Source organism: Staphylococcus cohnii species complex 1663 (assembly GCF_041008415.1).
GTDB lineage: Bacteria > Bacillota > Bacilli > Staphylococcales > Staphylococcaceae > Staphylococcus > Staphylococcus ureilyticus.
Map to the genome: position 1 here is coordinate 17825 of NZ_JBFDVL010000001.1, position 21097 is coordinate 38921.

A 21097-nucleotide genomic window follows, 5' to 3' on the forward strand; every position below is an offset into this window, starting at 1 on the left:
TTTATATCATATTAATAGCAATTCGCCTCAATTTCAGGACACAGATATAACCACAATGTTAAATTATATACTCATGGATTCTACCATCGACTAATGATTTTTGCACATCGATCACACGTTGATTTAATGAACCTTTATAAGGTAAATTGGGTTTATATAAGTGATGCATGAAAGGACCGTCGACGAGTACATCTATAATTTTCAATAATTCATTTCTCTGAGATTGATCATTCCTTAAGTATTCAAATAAAAATCCAGTCCATACCCATAAGGTTTTGCTATGACCAAAACGTTGTCTAAATGCATGAGCACAATTGAGTGTTATATCTAAGTTACAAAATGGTTCCCCACCTAAAATACTTAAACCTTCTATATAATCAGGTTCGCAATTTTCTAATATTTCATTTAAAGTTTCAATATTAAATTTCTCACCATACTTAAAATTTTGAGCTGCTTTGTTATAACAATTTAAACATGCAAATGGACACCCTGAAACATATAAACTACATCTCACGCCTTCGCCATCTACGAAACTTTGTGACTCTATTTTGGCAATGTAACCTTGTCCATTAATGATATTTAGTATTGTCATATCGACTGGTCTTTCATGTGTTTTACTCTTGCACAAATTTCTTTATGTCTACCTTCGATTGTAGGACGTTGCACTGGATTACCTAAATAGCCACATGTTCGTTTTACTACATCTACGGTTTTAGGGTCGCTATTTCCACATTCTGGACATTGATATCCTGATGCAGTTGTTTTAAAATCACCTTTAAAATCACATAAACGACAATGATCTATAGGAATATTTGTTCCTAGATAACTAACTTTGTCATATGAATAATCCCAAACCGCTTCTAATGCTTTAATGTTATGGTCTAATTTTGGATATTCACAATAATGTATGTAACCACCACTAGCATAAAATGGATAATCTTTCTCAAAATCTATCTTTTCAAATGGTGTAATATCTTTTCGCACATCGTAGTGGAACGAATTTTGATAATACCCCTTGCTTGTAATATCTAATATATCGCCGAATTTTTCTCTATCTAATCTGCAAAAACGATCTGTTAATGATTCACTTGGTGTACTATATATACTAAACCAAATGTCGTAGCGTTCAGTCCATTCTAATTGATAAACTTTCATAGCTTTTAAAATTTGTAAGGTGAAGGCTTTACCTCTTGCAGTTTTTTCCCACTCAGGGCCATAAAAAACAGTAGCTGCCTCATACAGACCAATATAACCTATCGATAACGTAGCACGTTTGTTTTTAAATAATGACATAACACTCTCTTCATCACTTAAACGATGTTCAAACGCACCATTTTTATATAAAATTGGAGCGTTATCAGGTGTAGCTTGTTCCATACGTTTAATGCGATAAACTAATGCGTCGTGCATAATTTGCATTCGTTCATGAAAAATTTCCCAAAACTTTTCCATATCACCATCTGATTCTATAGCTATTCTCGGCACATTAAGCGTTACTACACCTAAATTACATCTTCCATTATTTTCTGCTTCACCTTGCTCATTTTTCCATACTGGTAAAAAAGAACGACAACCCATTGGCGCTTTAAAATCACCTAAAATTTCTACAGTTTTATCATAATTTAATATGTCTGGATACATTCTTTTTGTAGAACACTCTAATGCTAATTTTTTAATATCATAATTAGGGTCATCTTCACTAAAATTCACACCTTTTTTAATAGAAAAAACTAATTTAGGAAATATAGCTGTTATACGGTCTTTTCCAAGTCCTTTTATTCGTGTTTTCAATATCGCTTGTTGAATTTTTCTACTATATTCATCTATACCTAGACCAAAACCAAGAGTGACAAATGGCGTTTGTCCATTTGAAGTATAAAGTGTATTTATTTCGTATTCTAGACTTTCAATTGCGTCATTAATATCTTGGGTGATTTGATAATCAACATATGCATCAATATGTGTATCATCAACAAATTGTTGTGCCAATTTTCTATGTTTTGCTTCGTTATATTTTACGTAATCACTTAATAATTCGTCTACTCGATCAATGGTACAACCCCCGTATTGACTACTAGAGACGTTGGCAATAATTTGTACAAGCTGAGCAGAAGCTGTTTGAATTGATTTTGGCGATGTCACAGATGCATTGCCAATTCGAAATCCATGTTTCAACATATTTTTAGCATCAATTAAACAACAGTTAGTGAGTGGTTGAAATGGGTGATAATCTAAGTCATGGAAATGTATATCTCCACTTTTATGTGCTTCAGCTATATGTTTAGGTAATAAGTAATCCAAAGCATATGATTTAGATACAACACCTGCTGTTAAATCTCTCATTGTAGAAAAAGTGGCACTATCTTTATTAGCATTTTCGTTAATAACTGTTGGATCTTTTGTAATAATTTTCGTTAAATTTTGTTCTAATTTATTCATTTTACCCCTTCTTTTCTATATATTGTATATAAACATAATTTATACCACAATATATAGTGTTTCAATGTTGAGAAGAGCTGTTAACAAATATGTCACAAATTTGTTACGATTTAAGAAACTTTAATTTTTATTCTAAAATTTTTGCTTTTGAGAAATGTAAATGTCCTATTTTATGCTTTTAGCAAAATGTGTATATAATGCTTGCGCCTGTCCTTCATCTTCCAAGCCATAAACATTCATACGACCATCTTTAAATAAAGTAATATCGATTTCGTTATAAGAAAGTAATTTAGCAAAGCTATTGGCCTTTTTAATTTTGGCAGGTAGGTAATGTGCATATTCAAAAATATTTTCATCGAAACGAAGCAAAAATGTATTGCCACATTGAGATTCTACGTTTGTATGTTGAGGTTGGTTCAGTAAATCATATCTCTGATGTACACAAATGCTACAATCGTCATTTTTAAGTTGGTTGATATTCACTGTATGGTACTGGATTGAAAAAGTATCTAGCGTTATTAATTTTTGAGAGAATCCAGATGCTGTTATCCAACGTAATAATTCTGAAACTTCCATGCTAGCTACTTGGTATATAACTGTAGGTAACACACCATTAATAGAACAACTTTCTGCAGATTCTGGCATCTTATCGAGCACACATTTTAAACATGGGCCTTTATAATCAATACCATAAACGGTACCTTGACTTCCGATTGCTGCCCCATAAATCCAAGGTATCGAAAATTTATGGCATACTTCGTTAATCAAGTATCTAATTTTAAAATGATCCATGCCATCCATGACGATATCAGGATTTGATTTTCTTAAAATGTGTTCAATGTTGGTGCAAGTTATTTCTTTGTATAATGTGTTGATTTTAATATTAGAATTTATATCTAACAAATGCTTTTTTAGTGCTTCCACTTTAGGCATCATCGTTTGTGCATCGTTTTCAGTATAAGTGGCTTGTCTATGCAAATTTGATAATTCTACAATATCCATATCAATAATCGTAAGCTCGCCAATCCCCATACGTGTTAATATTTCTGCACAATGACTTCCTAACGCTCCTGCTCCTACAATCATCACATGTGTTTGCGCTAGTTTACGCTGGCCTTGTTCACCAAAATTTTTATAGCGTATTTGACGAGAATATCTTTCCATCATAAAAATCCGATGCCTTCTGTTGGACTTGAAGCTTGAGCTGTGTACTTAACTGGTATTCTCCCTGCTTGATAACTCATTCTTCCTGCTTGAATACCCAACTTCATGGCTTCTGCCATTTTCCCTGGATCTTTCGCACTAGAAATTGCTGTGTTTAATAAAATGGCGTCGGCCCCTAATTCCATAGCATGACATGCATCTTTTGGTGATCCAACCCCTGCATCCACAATTACGGGTACATTGGCGCGTTCAATAATATAACGTAGATTTAAAGGGTTGTTTATTCCTCTTCCTGTACCAATAGGTGAAGCTAGTGGCATAATCGCGTGTACTCCTAATTCTTCTAAACGCTTAGCAAGTACAACATCATTTGAAATGTAAGGACACACTGTATAACCTTTTTCTAGTAAAACCTTGCACGCCTCATATGTTTCTAGCGGATCAGGTAGTAAGGTTTCCTGATCACCTATCACTTCTACTTTAATCATGTCACAAAGATTGGCATGATTAGCAATTTCTGCAATTCTTATCGCTTCCTCAGCTGATGTTGCTCCAGCAGTATTAGGAAAAGTAACAAAATTTGATAAGTCAACTTTTGCTAAAGGGTTAGGAAATTTCTCATCATATAAGTTCATTCGACGTACTGCAAAAGTTAAAACCTCTGTTTCAGACGCATTTATTGCCTCTTTTTGAATGGCTTCTGTTTCAAATTTACCAGTACCTAATAACAATCTTGAATTAAATTCAAATTTTCCTATTTTAAACATCTTATCCGCCTCCTACAAATTCTAATAATTCTAAACAATCTTTATCATTAACGACATGATTCTGAAATTGGTTTTGCTTAATTAATTTTTTATTATGTTCAACAATCACTCTTTTTTCGTCTAAACCAAGTGTTTGCAATACCTCTTGTATATTTAAAGGATTTTCAAATGTGAAATTATCACCATTAATAATGCAATGCATCATGATTCATTCCTTTCTCGCTTATTGATTAGTAAATCATTAATTTTGTGTTGTTTCATAATGTAACCATGCTCTGTGTAACGCTTGTACTGTTTTTATTGAGTGATTAAAAATAGAAATACCTGCGATACCTTGAAATCCCTTAGGCAAATGAGGCATAGTTGTTAAATTAATGCCACCTAATGCGATTACGGGAATATCACTTTTCAATGCTTCATTGACCTCACTAAATGATCTAGGGGTTAACCCCTTTTTAGACTTTGTTTCAAATACGTGCCCATAAAGTACAAAATCTAAATTTAAATCTTCTGCATATTGAATTGCATGGCTACTGTGTGTAGACATACTTATTTTTATGTCTGAACAATGTTGTTTTAAAGCACGGATTTGCTCATCATTTTCTCTAAAATGTATGCGTGATAAGCCGCAAGATTGGAGTACACGATAATCACTGTGAATAATAATTTTATCTTTTGGAAAATGTTGTTGCTTTAGTTGGTTAATCCATTCAATCTTCTCAGAAGTACACATCGGTGACCTGACGATGAGATAATCAATATAAGGTTCAATTTCACAATAATTCGCGCTATCTTTCTTGGTTAATTTATGATAATTGGTAATCGCAATAATCACTATAATCACTCCTAAAAATAAAAAAACGTTACTTTTCCAAATAGGAAAAATAACGTTAATATGAACGGACTAATACGGTTTATAACGCCACTTTTCCTACGCCAGTACAAACTGGATCAGGTTCAAGGAATTCTAGCGTATCACGCTCGTCTCAGCCTTTTGTCATAAAGGCACTTCCAGTGGTCTAAACTTATCTCTATTTAATTGATATGCATTTTATGTTTATTTCATGTTTAATTTAACGTAAAAACTGTATTTTTTCAACCGTCTATATTTTTTAAGCTTTTTATTTTCCAGGAAATATTATAAGAAATAGCGACATAATTGCACCGATATTATAATTTTATTGCGATAACTTTAATAATTCTTTTGTTATTTTTTTGGTATCACCATAGATTTTTTTATATATTGCAAAATACTGCTTATATTGCATATGGTTTTCTATACATGGTTCAAATACTTTATCATATTGTATAAATTGTCCTATCATCTCAGCGGTATCATGAAACCACCCTACACCTTTAGCTGCTATCATCGCTGCACCCATACTTGGTCCCTCTTCATGCTTTAATTTATATACTTTAGCGTTGAAGATATCAGCTTGTAATTGAAGCCAAAAATCACTTTTAGCTCCACCACCAATAGAAGTCATTTCTTTAATTTTTTTATCATTTTCACGTAAATAATAGATAGATTCATATAATGCAAAAGTAATACCTTCAATAACCGCGCGAGCCATATCTTTAATCGAATGCATACGGCTTAAGCCAATAAAACTTCCTCTAATTTGACTATCCCCATGAGGTGTACGTTCTCCTGATAGATATGGTGCATATATTAAACCATTACTCCCTATAGAAGACTGTTTTGCTTCATCCAAAATTTGACTATAAGTTAAATTTGGAGCGATGTTTTTTTGAAACCATTTCAAACTATCTCCTGCAGCTAATATTACTCCCATCGCATAAGATTTTTCAGGGAGTACATGATTAAAATGATGTATATTGTGATAATAAGTACCCGTATGCTCAGAATCACACGCTAGTATCACACCAGAAGTACCGATACTACATAATGTATCGCCATCGTTAATAACACCTGCACCTAATGCACCACAGGCATTATCTCCACCCCCAGCAAATACTGCCACATCATCACCTATACCTAATTCATCTGCAATTGAAGTATTGATGTGCCCTACAAAATTTTGTGATTCAATTAAATTGGGACATAATTGGTATACACCATAATACTCACAAATTTTTTTATTCCAACACTTATATGCTATATCCATTAACAACGTGCTTGAGCCATCAGAATATTCCATATTTATCGTATCTGTGAATTTAAATCTCACATAATCTTTAGGCAATAAGAACACATTTGCTTTGGACCAAATCATCGGTTCATTTTCTTTTACCCATAACAACTTAGTTAATGTAAATCCTTCTAACACAGGATTATCCATTACATATTCACCAAATTGCTGTTTTATTTGTTCGCATTGAAAAGTGGATCTTGTATCATTCCATAAAATGGCATTTCTAAGTGGTTGAAATTGATGATCAAGCAGTACTAAACTGTGCATTTGGCCAGAAAATGAAATACCTTTGATCTTCATATTTGCTAACTTTACAGAATTTAATAAGTACTTAATGCAATCTTTAGAAGCTTTAAACCAATCATCTGGATTTTGTTCACTAAAACCTGTTTGTTGATTAATAACATCGATGGGTTCGCTGACGCTATCTAAAACGTCACCTCTTTTATTAATAGCAATGGCTTTAACAGAACTTGTACCGATATCTATGCCTAATACAATCTCTTTCACATATACCATCCTTCAATTTATAGTTATTTTCAAACTATTTATTTTAAATGTCGTTCACGCTATATTTATAGCACAATAAATTTGAAAATAAAAATTATTTTTACAAATAAAATATTTTCGATTCAATTTTTATACAATAGACAAACAAGGATATTACATGGTTTAAGTTTGATATAGCAAGAAAAGTGGCATTAAAATTTTCAGCACTTTAAATACATCAGTGATTTTTTAATTCATAAAAATTTGCTAAAAACTGAAATAAAAAACGCCAAGATTTAATTTTTATATCTCAGCGCTTAAACGTATTGGTAATGATAATTCATATAACTTTTTATTTATCTAAAACAATAATTTAGAAGCATAAATAACAATTACCACAGTAATTGAACTTAATAAAGTTGATAAAAAGACAAGTTCTGCTGCAAGTTCAGGATGATTGTCATACTCTTGCGCTATCACAGAACTATTTACTGATGTTGGCATTGCTGAAGCGATAAAAAGTGTTTGTGCAATCACTCCTTCAATACCCATGATTTTTATAATGATTAATGCGATAGCTGGTCCAATGACTAAACGTACAAATATAAAAATATATGATAGTGACCACTTGAAAGTAAAGTTTATATTCGCAATTTGTGCTCCTAGCATGATTAAAGCAATTGCAATCATCGCATCTGCCACATAATTAGCTGGCGTCCAAATAAATTCCGGTATGGGGATATCCGCATAATTTAAAATAATTGCAAGTAACAAAGCGTATAGCACTGGCATTTTAAAATACCCTAACATCGCTTTTAACTTTCCAATTTGTGCAGACTGTATTGCAAAAATGCCATACGAAAAAGTGAAAATATTTTGTAATGATAAAACGATGACTTGAACAGACATCGCGAGTGGATCTCCCTTAAACACTAAGTCATTAACTGGTACACCATAATTTCCAGAATTAAAAAATAATACACTATTGGTTAACGTCGTAGCTTCCCCTTTATCCCTCTTGTTTATTAAAGTTAAAGCTTTGCCCACGATATATAAACAAATTATGTATATTATAAAGAAAACTACAATATATAATAATAAATGTAATTCAAAATTTGTCTTATAAAACTTTACAAAAATAAATCCTGGTACAAACACATATATATTTAATTTCGCTAAAGTTTTTAAATCTAGTGTGAACTTTTTCTGTAAGATAAATCCCAATACAATCATTATGAAAATAGGTAATAATACACTTTGTAATATATATATCATTTCACTCATTATATAACACTTCCTTGTAAGAACATTTAACACTAGACATATTTCATTTGTGTTTAAGTTAAATTTAGATATCTGACCATTAAAATTATGTCGTTGATATACTTTGAAAATATAAAAATTAGGAGTGAAATAAAAATTGATAAATTAGAAATCAATTTTATATTTCAACTCCTATATCGTATCAATAGAATGCTAAACTTTGCTTTGTTCATACTATTTTAATATGTGCATGATTTAATGGAGCACTTTACTATTTAAAGAGGTTTATAACAATAAAATAATGAATTATTCATCTTTACGGTTATCCTCATTGCTATTAGTCGTATTATTTATGTGCTTTTGATCATCGTTATTATTTTCTTGCTCTCTTTTGTTTCGTTTTTTTTCTTCCAAAATTGACATAACTATAAAGCCAATAACCAATAGTGGTGTAAGTATACCAATCATCATCATCATTTAGCTCACCTCATTTGTTAATTTCAATTTAATGTCTATATTAACCTTTACTATCAATTTACATGTTTTTATTATCTTCCTCAATAGAACAACTTATTTTATTGCATTTTAATTTAGTTTAATAACAATCCAAGTTATGCTACTTGATTTGATATTACCCCAATTTGTATACAGCATTCTATTTTTTGGACGCTAAACTCACTAAAATGCTACTTTTATGATTCTCATTTTACGGAAATCAATACCCTATGACATCTTGCTAATTAGCTGGAATACTGACTTAATACAACGCTGAAAATATTTTCAATTATTCAGTACTTCAAAATTATTCACGAATTGTTCGAATTTATCACTATTTTTACGCTCAATAATAGAATATATTATAAACAGATGTAAAAATTATCCATTTTTTTAGTTTTAGAATTTTATTTTATTATAATTACGCAACATTAATTGACGTATTAATTTTAAAAAGAGTACTATTTAAATAAATGAAATTAAATTTAAGTATATCTACATTTCCAAAACAAATTTATTGCTCTCACTCCCAATACCTTAATACTTAATCTGATTCTCATTTTACATAAATTGATGCTAACTTTTCTAGCAACATTTAAGGAATGGAGGGTTTCAATGGATTATAATCACATCATTTATGATGAAGGTGATCAATTAGAACATTTAAATACACCTAACTTTTCCAATATGTATTTGGTTATTTCAGGTATGATTCATTTCCAAAAAGTAAAATCAAATTTTATATTTCATCGAGGCGATGTATTTGTGGTATACGATTTCGAAGAAAATCTCATTGTACATCGAGAAGGTATGCTTGCTTGTATTTCAGTAAATAATTTAAGTTATCATCGTTTCACCTTAATCAATCGAGAAAATCTTCTAGAAAAATATAAATTAAGTAAGTTGATTACCGAAACTTATATTACAACTTTAAAAAATATTTTAGAAAATAATTTATTTAATGGAGACATCGGAGTTATTAAATTAATTAATTACCTCAATTCATCTCAAGCAAATATATATGGTCAGTTGACTTACTCGAATAAATTAATTAAAAACGTTGTAGAATATATTAACCAACATTACAAGCAACCATTAACGCTTAATTTACTAGCTAAAACATTTTACGTAAATAGTAGTTATTTATCTAGAGAATTTTCAAAAAAAATGAATATTTCATTAATCAAATACATTAAAAAAGTTAAAATCTATAGTTTATCTAGGGATTTATTAACAAATGGCAATAGCGAATCAATTTGGGTAGATTATGGGTTCCGTTCATACAATACTTATTTGAGAGATTTCAAAAATGTGATGCATATGACACCAAAAGATTTTATAAAACAACATAATTCTAAAAATACAAATACGAAGATAGAGCCACATCAATTATATAACCAACTCCAATTAATTTTAGATACAATCAAATCTGAATAATATATAAAAAATCCAAGTTTACCTATCAAAGGCAAACTTGGATTAAAAATTAATATTTATATTTATTATCCTCGTCAGTATCGGAATAATTTTCTTTGATTTTTTCTTGTTCGTTCTCTTTTTGATTTTCAGATAATACATATGAGTTATTATGTTCATTTACTTGTGACCCATCTTTGATAAAGGGATTAGCATCATCTTCTTCATCTCTGCTATAAATAGGTTTTTGAGGTTTTCTTACTAGCAACATGATACCGGCTACTAACCATAAAATGGCAGTAATCCAGTTACCGATTAATGAAATAACACCCACAATGATTAATAAAATGCCGGCAGCTTTGGCTTTTTTACCAATTAACACTGCACCAATAATCGCCACTATAAGTAGCACAATAGATAATACTAGTCCTGCAGTTACCAAGGCACTTAACATATTAATAACCGCTTCTCCATTTTCATATGTGATTGAACTATCATCTTCCATCATTGCTTGTATCATTGCATTTTTATTGTCACCATTTCCAATTAATGGTAAGAATATTGCCAGAACAATTACACCTAATAGCTGTAAACCAATACCAATCCAGGCAAGTATACGTTCAGCTGTTCTTTTCATTATGTTTCACCCCTAATCAAAAATTTATGTTTTTCAGTTAGTATACGCTTGAAATTACATCATTTAGTATACTAATCCTGTAGCTACAAGTCCATGTATAACTCATTTAATTGCTTAGTAATTATTTACTTTTTCTAAAGGCTTCATCGATTCGTTCCAATTGATTTACAAAATCTTCTATTTCTTCAAGTGAAAATTGGTTACCTAAGCGATTTTTCACTGATTCACTCATTGCTGAAGTCGCTTGTTTTAAGAAACTTTCACCTTCTAAACTTAATTGGACTAATTTAATTCTTTTATTGTTTGAGTGTGCCCTTTGCACATAACCCATTTCTTCAAGTTTACCGATTCTTTTTGAAGCAGCTGTTTTAAATATATTTTGTAGCCCAGCTAACTCATTAATCGTAACTTGACCTTTTGTTTGAATAATTCTCATCGCTTCAATTTGTTCTCTTGAAAGTAGGTTTGTGAGAGATGATTCATTCACCATTTCAATAATTTCTTTGTTTAAATACAGCATCACGATTTGAAATTTGGTTATCGCTTTCTCAATCGATGCATCTACATCATTCATCACTTTATCCCCCTTTATAAGTTACTTGAATTCGATAGAAAGTGGTAATTTTTCACGTTTATTAAACCATAATAAAACTAAATATTGTAAAATCATCATTACGATAATGATTCCGATAAGTAGAGCTACAACAAATCCAAAGTCGAAGTGACCTGCATTAGTGAATATTGCTTCTCTATATCCTTGAATAGCATAGGACATTGGTGAAAATGGATGTATCCATCTATAGAACGTTGCAGAAAGCTCTATTGGGAACATACCTTCACTTGCACTCAATTGTAAGATTAAAAGAATCATTGATATAAAGAGTCCTATTCTATCTAAGAATAATGTTAGGAATGATGTGATTGTAATTGCTGCAATAGCCCATAATAACCCTACTAATATAAATTTCCAGACATTACCAACTGACATATTAAATACAAATAATACCCAACTACTCATGAACAATGCAGATAACGCACCTTGAACAATATATAATGCAAATTTTCCTAAAGTTTGTCTTATTGAAGTTGTAGATTTATCAATCGTTTTTCTCAATGGATAAATCGCACTAAACGATAGCGCACCAACAAATAAACTTACACTTGCCATATAAGGAACAATTGTTGCACCATATTCATCAGCATTCGTCGGATTATTTTCTTTTACTTTAGTAACATCATTAAGCGCTTTTTCATTTTCGGATTCAAATGAAACATTGTTTTGCTGACTCACTGCGTCGTCTATTTTTGATTTTAATTCGTCATTATTAGCCTGAAGCTCTTTCAACCCATCTGTTACTTGCTGATTTCCTGATAATAACTTTTGAGCTGGTTGACCTACCATCGGCGCCATTTGTTGAATACCATCTGTCACTTCTTGATTACCATCAATAAGTTGTGTTTCTGCATCAGACATTTGCCCTAATGCATCAGATGTATCTTGATAACCTGATTGTGATTTTTTAGCACTAGCGAATAATTCATTCAAATAATTTGATCTAATATTATCTTTTATAGATTCAGTCACTGTATTGATAGCTGAATTTGCAGATTGACTGCCCGTATAGCTAGAGCCTGGGTTCACCTTAGTTTCCAGATTTATTTTTTTAGGATTTTCATCTAAAATTGTCGTTGCATTGGATGAAGCATTCTTGGGAACGATAATTGTTCCTACACTTTCACCTCTATTCAATTGCTTATCTGCTTCTTTTTCAGAAACAACTTGAAAATCAAACTTATCATTATCTTTTAATTTGTCTACTAAATCATCACCGATAGTAATATCTTTATTATTAAGCGTTGCTTTTTCATCATGGTTGACAACAGATATTTTTAGATTTTCTGTCTTGTCGTATGGATCCCACATTGAACCAACAAACAAAGCTACATATAGCAATGAAATAAGCGATATAGCAATTAAAGAGACCACTAACATTTTATTTTTAAAAATAAATTTAAATTCATTCAACATTTTTCCAACTACCTTCCTTTAATCGTACATCCCGTGTACTATAAGATAAAAAAAGACTAAAACAAAAATATTTGTCTTAGTATAATGCGTATGACTAAGTATTTAAAGGGATGAAAATACATTAGTACACCCCATGTACTTTTAGTATATTACGCGCCTTAAATTTAAATGTCAAACCCTTTTTTTAAAAATTTTATGGTTACTTTTTATGAAAATGTTTTCAAAATATACAAAGAAGTTTTACTTTAAAATCTATATTGTTTCATCACTTTTTATACTTATTAATAAGTCCTTTAGGTATATGACAGTAGTCATTTGGAAATTTTGATAATCTGTCTTGATGTGCTTCTGCACTTTTAACATAATTCGTCAGTGGCAATACCTCTGTGGCTATAAGATGATGATCTTCAATTGCATCTATGTATGCCTGTGCTTCTTTTAAATGTTTTGCGTCTTCACTATATAAGCCAGTTCTATATTTTAATCCTATATCTTGACCTTGTTGATTTACACTATAAGGGTCAATAATTTCAAAAAGATACCCCATTAAATCAGAAACAGATACTTTTTCCGGTTCAAAACTCGTTTTAATTACTTCTACATAACCATCATATTCTCCATCAAGTGTATGCGTAATACCATTTGCCCTACCAGCTTCTGTTTGAATGACACCTGGTAATGTCTTAACGAATGCCTGAACACCCCAAAGGCATCCACCTGCTAAATATACAGTTTCCATTCTATCCTCTCCTGCTTTATTTCATTGATTAATAAAAGTATAGCCACCTCAAGCATATGATGCAAACGCCTATATATTGATGGTTTATTTTTTGTTAATAGGGAAAAATTATAATAGAGAATAAGGAGGTATAACATGCCTAAAGTTAAAGAAAGATTATTAGAAGATATTGAAGAAAAGCCTTCAAGAGCTGACAGTGATTTTAATTCAGAGAAAGAAATGCAACAAAATGCTTTTGAACGATTAGGCAAAGATGTAGTGATTATAGAAACACTTTCTATTATGAATATTATCTTTGCTATCAGTACAATTAGTTTAGTAGTTGCACTTATCTTTACAAATAAAAATAAGTAAATTTATATACATGTTCTTTTCATTGATAATAAATTTGAAAAGAACATGTTTTTTTCATAATTCAAATGCTCTTCAAAAAATTTTTGACAATATTTAGTTTTACAAAATTTTTAAATTGAATATTGTTCCTTTTTTGTTACAATATAGTGAGGAGAATTTCGTCCTTTTATAAAAGCATATAGCAAACATTCATAATACCATTATGAATGATAGCCGCACGACATCACTAAACTATTAATTTTATATAAAACTATTATAAACAGAAATAAATTAGAGGAGAATAGAATTATGAATTACAGAGTATTATTGTATTATAAATATACAACGATTGAAGACCCAGAAACATTTGCTACAGAGCATTTAGATTTTTGTAAAGATTTGGAGCTTAAAGGACGTATCTTAGTATCAACTGAAGGTATTAATGGTACTGTATCAGGAACAGTTGAAGCAACAGAAAAATATATGAACGCATTACAATCAGATGAAAGATTCAAAGGAATTACTTTCAAAATTGATGAAGCAGATGGTCACGCGTTTAAAAAAATGCACGTGCGTCCTAGAAAAGAAATTGTAGCATTAGATTTAGAGCAAGATATTAACCCTAAAGAACTTACTGGTAATTATTTATCACCTAAAGAATTTAAAGAAGCATTATTTGATGATGACACAATTGTTATCGATGCGCGTAATGATTATGAATATGATTTAGGACATTTCCGTGGTGCGATTCGACCTAATATTACTCGTTTTAGAGATTTACCAGACTGGATTAAAGAAAATAAAGATCAATTTATGGATAAAAAAATCGTCACTTATTGTACTGGCGGTATTCGCTGTGAGAAATTCTCCGGTTATCTACTAAGAGAAGGTTTTGAAGACGTAAGCCAACTTGAAGGTGGTATCGCCACTTATGGAAAAGATCCAGAAACAAAAGGTGAGTATTGGGACGGCAAAATGTACGTATTTGACGAACGTATCAGTGTAGATGTCAATCAAGTTGAAAAAACTGTTGTAGGTAAAGAATGGTTTGATGGGACACCTTGTGAACGTTACATCAATTGTTCTAATCCTGAATGTAACCGTCAAATTTTAGTATCTGAAGAAAATGAAGCACGTTATTTAGGCGCTTGTTGCCATGAATGTGCTGAACACGAAAATAATCGCTATGTTAAAAAACATGGTATTAGTGATGAAGAAAAAGCAAAACGCCTAGAAAACTTTAAACAACTTGTCTAGTAAATGATGCTTTGAAACACTGTATGAACATACGATAATGTCATACAAAATATTAGACATATCTATCAAGTTAACTAAAAAATAGTCTGGGACATAAAGTTCTTAGACAAGTGAAAAAGGCAATTTCTATTGAAATAATATAGAAATTGCCTTTTTCAATACTGTTTTAATTATAGTTAGCTCATTGAGTTACTACTTGGATTGATATAGTGTCTTATTTTTTAAAGTATTTAACGTAAAAGTACATATGAATACATTGTATTTTGGCGAGACGTTTGCTGGAACAAGACAATCTGAAGACGAGACAGACTGAATCTGTCCCTAAGAAATCGAGCCAACAATATGCTGCAGTATTGAATAATCAAAGAAACACTCAGATGGATTGAATTAAATCATATGAGTGTTATTTTTCTAGGGTTTATGTTTCAGTACCTTGTCTTTTTAAAATTACTTTTTTTACATAATTAGCTACCGCACGCTTTATATTTATTGAGATTTTTTACATTTCACTTATTATTTGAGCAACATAACGATAACCTTTACTTATCAATTCTAATTATTAAGATTTATTTTACTTATAATAAATATGTGCTAACGTAAAAGTAAATGAATATTGCATTATTTTTCATCACATAAAATATTTAGAGATAGAAGGTTGCTTATGTTTATTTTTATTCTTTCAGAAGTTATTTTGCCTATTTTACTTCTGATATTGTTGGGTTTAATACTTCAAATAAAATTTTCTTTTAATCTTAAACACTTTTCCACTTTAATAACATACTGTTTAATGCCGGCATCAGTATTTGTAAACATTTACCAAATTAACATTGATATACCTTTATTACTAAACATAATATATTATATTATCATTTTCAGCGTTATTTTAATTTTACTTGGCAATTTAATTTCTAAATGTCTACATTTGGAAAAAGGAGAAAGTGCTGCTCTAAAAAATAGTATTTCGTTAATGAATTCAGGAAATTACGGGTTACCAGTCAGTCAACTCGTATTTAGTCATAATCCAATCGGTGTCTCAGTCCAAATTTTCATTTTAGTATTTCAAAATTTACTCACATATTCTTATGGTATGTATAATCTACTATCAGCTAGTAAATCAATGGCAGATATCACACGCGGATTTTTACGTCTACCAGTTTTTCATGCACTTCTGCTAGGAATTATCTGCCAAGTTTTTACTGTTAAGCTTCCCAAAACGATTTTAATTCCCCTCGATCAACTCTCTGATGGATTTGTAGCTATAGCACTGATTTTGTTAGGAGCACAACTTGCCAGAATTAAAATCAACTTTTTCCATCGCGTTATTTCATGGTCACTTATCGGTCGTTTAATAATAAGTCCAATACTTTCTTTAGCAGTTATCTATTTATTAGGCTTAGACGGTGTTGTAGCACAATCACTTTTTATTGCTAGTTCTTTTCCTACTTCAAGAAATACTTCTACGATTGCCATGGAATATCAAATTGAACCGGAACTACATGCACAAATTGTATTATTTTCTACATTATTTAGTATTTTTACAGTTACCACTGTTATCTTTTTATCTCGTATCTTATTTTAAAAATTGGTAATGATAACATATTTATCCCATAACAAATGCGCATATAAAAATACCAGCCATCCAATATATAAATGAAAGACTGGTATTTTCAAATTTTTGTAGTTAATTTGAAGATATTTGCTTTTCTATGCTTATTGTAATTTCATAAACCCATTTCCTAGGACATCTCGTACATCATGGATTACTAAAAAGGCATTTTCATCATGACGATTTACAATTTTTTTAATTCTAGCTAACTGATTTTGAGGAACGACTACGTAAAGTACATTCGTCTCTTTTTGTTGATATCCTCCTACACCATTTAGCAGTGTTGAGCCACGACCTGTTTCTTCATTAATTTGTTTACTAATGTCTGCATTAAAATCTGAAATAATAGTAATCGCTTTTTTAGGATTAAATCCTTCTATTACAAAAGACATGCTTTTTTCAACGATAAACAACATGACAATAGTATAAAGTACATTTTGTATAGGTAAGACAAGTAAGAATGATAAAACTATCAATGAATCAAGTATAAATAATGCTTGTGACGTTTTAATTTCGCTGTATTTGTTTATAATTTTTGCAATAACTGAAGTACCGCCCAATGTACTACGGGCAGATATCACAAATCCTGTACCGATACCAATGAGCACGCCTGAAAAAATAGTATTGATAAAATCAGACTCTAAATTTAAATTAAAAGATTCAGTAATACCCAAGAAGAATGAACTTGCAACCACAGTAATCAAAGTATAAAGTGCAGTTGTTTTACTTAGATATTTCCAACCAACACCAATTAATATGATGTTAATGATAAGTGTCGTCAACGCTGGAGAAAGACCTAAAGTATATTTTAGATTCAAAGAAATACCGACTGTACCACCTTCTCCTAAATTTGAAGCTAAAACAAAAGAATTGACGCCTATTGCAATTAAAAAAGTACCTAAAAGACAAAAACAAATATTTTTCAGATGAATTTTATATACCATTGAACCAACACCTCTTTCTATAGATTAATCTATTTTTTGAACAACCATTTTCTTAACTATACTTCGTCCATTTTGCTTTCAACACAAAAAGAAACTTTTCAGCAATAGCTAAAAAGTTTCAGAATTACAATTTCAAATTATAATTTTTTTAATACAGAAAACATAATAATAAAAATACGTATGTTTTTCAATGTATGCGGGTTATGTTGAATTATAAGTATATAATGTTTACTTCAATTTATTATAAGCTGTTTAATATTATGCTCTAATTTAATCATTTTCATGTTCCACTAAAAAATGAAAAATCCCTAGATTCTATAAAAGAACCTAGGGACTGATGATACAATATTTCAAAATTAAATATTATTTTATTATGCAGTAACCCACTGTGAAGCACCTTCAGATTCATATAAATCCATTGCTGCTTGGTCTTGTACTGATTCTGGTGCTTCCGTTGGTGATACACCTTTATATTCATCTGGTGCTACTGAATCCCATGTACTTTGTAGGAATTGATATTTACCTGCTGCACCTGAAGATGGATTAACTGCTTTTAAGTCGCCACCTGATTCACGTTGCGCGATTTGTTTCAAGTGATCGTTCACGTCTACAGATGAACCACTTGATGCTTCACTTGAACTACCTGTTGATTGTTGTGATGAAGCTGCTTCTTGTTGTGGTTGTTGCGTTTGCTCAGTTTGAGGTGCTTGCTCTTGTGCTGGTTGTTCTGATGAAGCTTGTTGTGGTTGTGTTTGGTCTTGAGTTTGCGGTGCTTGTTCTTGTTGTCCTACATTAGTTGTTGATTGTGTTGATGCATCGCTTGATCCGTTTGAACCTTCACCATAGCTCCATGACCAATATGTGCCATCAGATTCAAAGTTATAATTTAAATTATCTTGATTAAAGTTATAGTTATAAGCACCTTCATGTACTGGCTTAGCATTTAATTGTTCAGGGTTGTTTTGTGCTTGTTGAGCTAGTTGTGCTTGATCGATACCTTGTTCAGACGCATCTGCTGAATTTCCTGCTGCAATTCCTGTTACGCCAAGTCCTACTGCTAACGTTGAAGCTAATACTGTTTTTTTCATTATTAATAAATCCTCCCAAGAGATAATACTTTTAAATTTGCTTTTTAAATTTGTGTTTTCGATTTTTGCAAAATTACTTTTATCAAATTTGCTAGTTCCCACTGTAACATCTAGAAAAAGCTTGTGGGTTACAGTGAAGTTAAAAAATATCTAGAATTTTTACGCCTCAATTACATTGATCACGTACCTCAATTCCATTCAAAAAACCAACACATCAATCAGGAACTATTATTCTACTTTTACAAATATGTAATGACAATGTAATTAGTGTGAAAATAATATTCACTTTCACCTTAATAAATAATTACTTTTTATGATTTTTAAATATAAGGAAGATTGAATTTATATCTAACTACTGATAATATCTTAATTTGGTTTAATTTTAATAATTTTATTTTAAAATTTACGAAAACTAATAATGTATATTATGTTGGAGGAATTAAATGTTCGACAATATTCTTTATGAAGATAACCATTTATTAATGGTAGAGAAACCTATCAATGTTCCTGTACAAGAAGATAACTCAAGAGATCAAGATTTGTTGTCTATTTTAAAAAATTACATAAAAGTCCAATACAATAAACCAGGAAATGTATATCTTGGTCTCGTACATCGCCTTGATCGGCCTGTTGGAGGCGCAATCGTATTCGCTAAAACATCCAAAGCGGCTTCTAGGTTATCTAATGAACTTAGAAAACAAAAATTATATAGAACATATCTAGCGATTATTCACGGTGTACCTTCAAAAAAAGAAGGTGAACTTCGTGATTATTTATGGAAAGATAGAAATAAAAACATTGTATATGTGGTTAATTCCAAGAAAAAAGAAGCTAAAGAGGCAATTTTGAATTATAAAGTTATCAAAACCATTAATCGTAAAACTTTGGTTCAAATCCAATTAAAAACAGGTCGTTCACATCAGATTAGAGTTCAATTCGCAAATCAAAACTTACCCTTATACGGAGATCAAAAATACGGCCAAAAATTTAATAAACCCGGTCAACAAATCGCACTTTGGGCATATAAACTCAGTGTCAAACATCCAACTAAAGATGAAATTATTTCTGTAACTTCTACTCCAAATGAAGGTGTTTGGAATGACTTTTTATAACTTTATGCTTAAATAACACGTAACTTTATCCAATTGTTAAATAAAAAAGCTATGAAAGCTTCTCTACTGAAAGATGCTTTCATAGCTTTTATTAGTATTTTTTGATTTTAATTAAGAATTATAATTCAGATTATGCAGTAACCCATTGTGAAGCGCCAACTTCATTGTAAAGTTTTACAGCTGCAGCATCTTGTACTGATTCTGGTGCTTCTGTTGGAGATACACCTTTATATTGTGCTGGTGCTACTGAATCCCAAGTGCTTTGTAAGAATTGGTATTTACCTGCTGCACCTGAAGATGGGTTAACAGCTTTTAAGTCGCCGCCTGATTCACGTTGCGCGATTGCTTGTAAATGTGAATTAACGTTTACTGAAGAACCACTTGAAACTTCATTTGAGCTTGATGATTGAGTTGAAGCTTTTGTAGTTGCTTCTTGTTGAGGTTGTTGTGTTTGTTCAGTTTGTGGTGCAGTTTGTTGAGCTGGTTGCTCAGTTTGTGCTTGTTGTGGTTGTTCTACAGTTGAAGCGTTAGCGCTTGAACCTTCACCATAACTCCATGACCAAGTTTGTCCATTTGATTCAAAGTTATAGTTTAAACCATTATAATTAAAGTTATAGCTATATGAGCCTTCTTGTACTGGTGATGCATTTAATTGTTCTGGGTTAGATTGTGCTAAGTTTGCTAATTCTGCTTTGTCAATACCTTGTTCAGCCGCGTCAGCTGAATTTCCTGCTGCAAATCCTGTTACACCTAATCCTACTGCTAATGTTGAAGCTAATACTGTTTTTTTCATTTTTGAGTAAATCCTCCTACAAGTTTGTTTTTATATTTTTAAGAATTAATTTTATCTGTGATATTGAAACCAATTGTTATTTTTGAAAAATCCAATGCTGTTTCAACCAATTTCCAGTAAATACTATAACATCCATAAAAACCTTGTAGGTTACAGCGAAATTAAAAAAATCCTGTGCATTTTACATAATAATTACATTAAATCGAATATAAATTCGAAGATAATTTGTAAAAAAACCTATTCCTAAAGTATATAAACTAATTTTCAAACTAATTTTTCTGTAACACAATTGTAATTAGTGTGACAACTATCATAGTTAGTTTGTTATTTATACATGAAAAAAACCGTTCAATGATTAAAATTGAACGGT

21 protein-coding genes and 1 riboswitch are annotated in these 21097 nt (G+C 30.9%); of the genes, 5 read left to right on the plus strand and 16 right to left on the minus strand.

Annotation, left to right across the window (positions count from 1 at the left end; all coding sequences use genetic code 11):
* Positions 1–58: 58 nt before the first annotated feature.
* The 9 genes from nrdG to AB1J10_RS00090 form a co-directional block, all read right to left on the minus strand.
* The gene (nrdG, locus tag AB1J10_RS00050) at positions 59–592 is read right to left on the minus strand and encodes an anaerobic ribonucleoside-triphosphate reductase activating protein (RefSeq protein ID WP_046206953.1); all 534 of its coding nucleotides are present in this window, start codon (positions 590–592) and stop codon (positions 59–61) included.
* Entirely contained in the window at positions 589–2439 is a 1851-nt protein-coding gene (gene nrdD / locus AB1J10_RS00055) for an anaerobic ribonucleoside-triphosphate reductase (RefSeq protein WP_369002879.1), read from the minus strand. Before nrdD ends, nrdG begins: the two co-directional genes overlap by 4 nt.
* A gap of 165 nt (positions 2440–2604) precedes the next feature.
* On the minus strand, positions 2605–3603 hold the full coding sequence (locus tag AB1J10_RS00060; protein ID WP_064209982.1) for a ThiF family adenylyltransferase: 999 nt from the start codon (positions 3601–3603) through the stop codon (positions 2605–2607).
* Positions 3603–4370: a thiazole synthase gene (locus tag AB1J10_RS00065; protein WP_046206951.1), complete on the minus strand. Its 768-nt coding sequence runs from the start codon at positions 4368–4370 to the stop codon at positions 3603–3605. The genes AB1J10_RS00060 and AB1J10_RS00065 overlap by 1 nt, the downstream gene beginning before the upstream one ends.
* 1 nt (position 4371) lies before the next feature.
* Positions 4372–4572, minus strand: a complete 201-nt coding sequence (thiS, locus tag AB1J10_RS00070) for a sulfur carrier protein ThiS (protein WP_204180472.1) — start codon at positions 4570–4572, stop codon at positions 4372–4374.
* 39 nt (positions 4573–4611) lie between these two features.
* Positions 4612–5205: a thiamine phosphate synthase gene (locus tag AB1J10_RS00075; RefSeq protein WP_081254298.1), complete on the minus strand. Its 594-nt coding sequence runs from the start codon at positions 5203–5205 to the stop codon at positions 4612–4614.
* 75 nt (positions 5206–5280) lie between these two features.
* A riboswitch (TPP riboswitch) is annotated at positions 5281–5393 on the minus strand.
* 155 nt (positions 5394–5548) lie between these two features.
* A complete protein-coding gene (xylB, locus tag AB1J10_RS00080) occupies positions 5549–7036 on the minus strand; it encodes a xylulokinase (RefSeq protein ID WP_308889637.1) in 1488 nt (495 codons plus the stop codon).
* Positions 7037–7375: 339 nt separating this feature from the next.
* On the minus strand, positions 7376–8299 hold the full coding sequence (locus tag AB1J10_RS00085; protein ID WP_046206948.1) for an AEC family transporter: 924 nt from the start codon (positions 8297–8299) through the stop codon (positions 7376–7378).
* 285 nt (positions 8300–8584) lie between these two features.
* Positions 8585–8755: a hypothetical protein gene (locus AB1J10_RS00090; protein ID WP_155390634.1), complete on the minus strand. Its 171-nt coding sequence runs from the start codon at positions 8753–8755 to the stop codon at positions 8585–8587.
* 633 nt (positions 8756–9388) lie between these two features.
* Here AB1J10_RS00090 and AB1J10_RS00095 point away from each other — a divergent pair.
* Entirely contained in the window at positions 9389–10210 is an 822-nt protein-coding gene (locus AB1J10_RS00095) for a helix-turn-helix domain-containing protein (RefSeq protein ID WP_308889638.1), read from the plus strand.
* A 49-nt stretch (positions 10211–10259) separates the two neighbouring features.
* On the opposite strand, the gene AB1J10_RS00100 is transcribed toward AB1J10_RS00095, so the two are convergent.
* The 4 genes from AB1J10_RS00100 to AB1J10_RS00115 form a co-directional block, all read right to left on the minus strand.
* Positions 10260–10826: a DUF4064 domain-containing protein gene (locus tag AB1J10_RS00100; RefSeq protein WP_046206947.1), complete on the minus strand. Its 567-nt coding sequence runs from the start codon at positions 10824–10826 to the stop codon at positions 10260–10262.
* 121 nt (positions 10827–10947) lie between these two features.
* Entirely contained in the window at positions 10948–11400 is a 453-nt protein-coding gene (locus AB1J10_RS00105) for a MarR family winged helix-turn-helix transcriptional regulator (protein WP_046206946.1), read from the minus strand.
* A gap of 21 nt (positions 11401–11421) precedes the next feature.
* Entirely contained in the window at positions 11422–12855 is a 1434-nt protein-coding gene (locus AB1J10_RS00110) for a YhgE/Pip domain-containing protein (RefSeq protein WP_046206945.1), read from the minus strand.
* Positions 12856–13120: 265 nt separating this feature from the next.
* Positions 13121–13594 carry a peptide-methionine (S)-S-oxide reductase gene (locus AB1J10_RS00115; protein WP_064209973.1) on the minus strand — a complete coding sequence of 158 codons (474 nt, stop codon included), beginning with the start codon at positions 13592–13594 and terminating at the stop codon, positions 13121–13123.
* A 135-nt stretch (positions 13595–13729) separates the two neighbouring features.
* Between AB1J10_RS00115 and AB1J10_RS00120 the strand changes: the two genes are divergently transcribed.
* The 3 genes from AB1J10_RS00120 (at position 13730) to AB1J10_RS00130 (ending at position 16763) form a co-directional block, all read left to right on the plus strand.
* Positions 13730–13948, plus strand: a complete 219-nt coding sequence (locus tag AB1J10_RS00120; RefSeq protein ID WP_046206943.1) for a hypothetical protein — start codon at positions 13730–13732, stop codon at positions 13946–13948.
* Positions 13949–14236: 288 nt separating this feature from the next.
* Positions 14237–15184: an oxygen-dependent tRNA uridine(34) hydroxylase TrhO gene (gene trhO / locus AB1J10_RS00125; RefSeq protein ID WP_308889639.1), complete on the plus strand. Its 948-nt coding sequence runs from the start codon at positions 14237–14239 to the stop codon at positions 15182–15184.
* A 661-nt stretch (positions 15185–15845) separates the two neighbouring features.
* Positions 15846–16763: an AEC family transporter gene (locus AB1J10_RS00130; RefSeq protein ID WP_046206941.1), complete on the plus strand. Its 918-nt coding sequence runs from the start codon at positions 15846–15848 to the stop codon at positions 16761–16763.
* Between the two features lie 131 nt (positions 16764–16894).
* On the opposite strand, the gene AB1J10_RS00135 is transcribed toward AB1J10_RS00130, so the two are convergent.
* Entirely contained in the window at positions 16895–17734 is an 840-nt protein-coding gene (locus tag AB1J10_RS00135; RefSeq protein ID WP_046206940.1) for a YitT family protein, read from the minus strand.
* A 371-nt stretch (positions 17735–18105) separates the two neighbouring features.
* A complete protein-coding gene (locus AB1J10_RS00140) occupies positions 18106–18822 on the minus strand; it encodes a transglycosylase family protein (protein WP_150822876.1) in 717 nt (238 codons plus the stop codon).
* A 443-nt stretch (positions 18823–19265) separates the two neighbouring features.
* On the opposite strand from AB1J10_RS00140, the gene AB1J10_RS00145 reads away from it, so the two are divergent.
* Positions 19266–19934, plus strand: a complete 669-nt coding sequence (locus tag AB1J10_RS00145; RefSeq protein ID WP_064209903.1) for an RluA family pseudouridine synthase — start codon at positions 19266–19268, stop codon at positions 19932–19934.
* 130 nt (positions 19935–20064) lie between these two features.
* Here AB1J10_RS00145 and AB1J10_RS00150 read toward each other — a convergent pair whose 3' ends face one another.
* A complete protein-coding gene (locus tag AB1J10_RS00150) occupies positions 20065–20727 on the minus strand; it encodes a transglycosylase family protein (protein ID WP_308889346.1) in 663 nt (220 codons plus the stop codon).
* Positions 20728–21097: the final 370 nt, after the last annotated feature.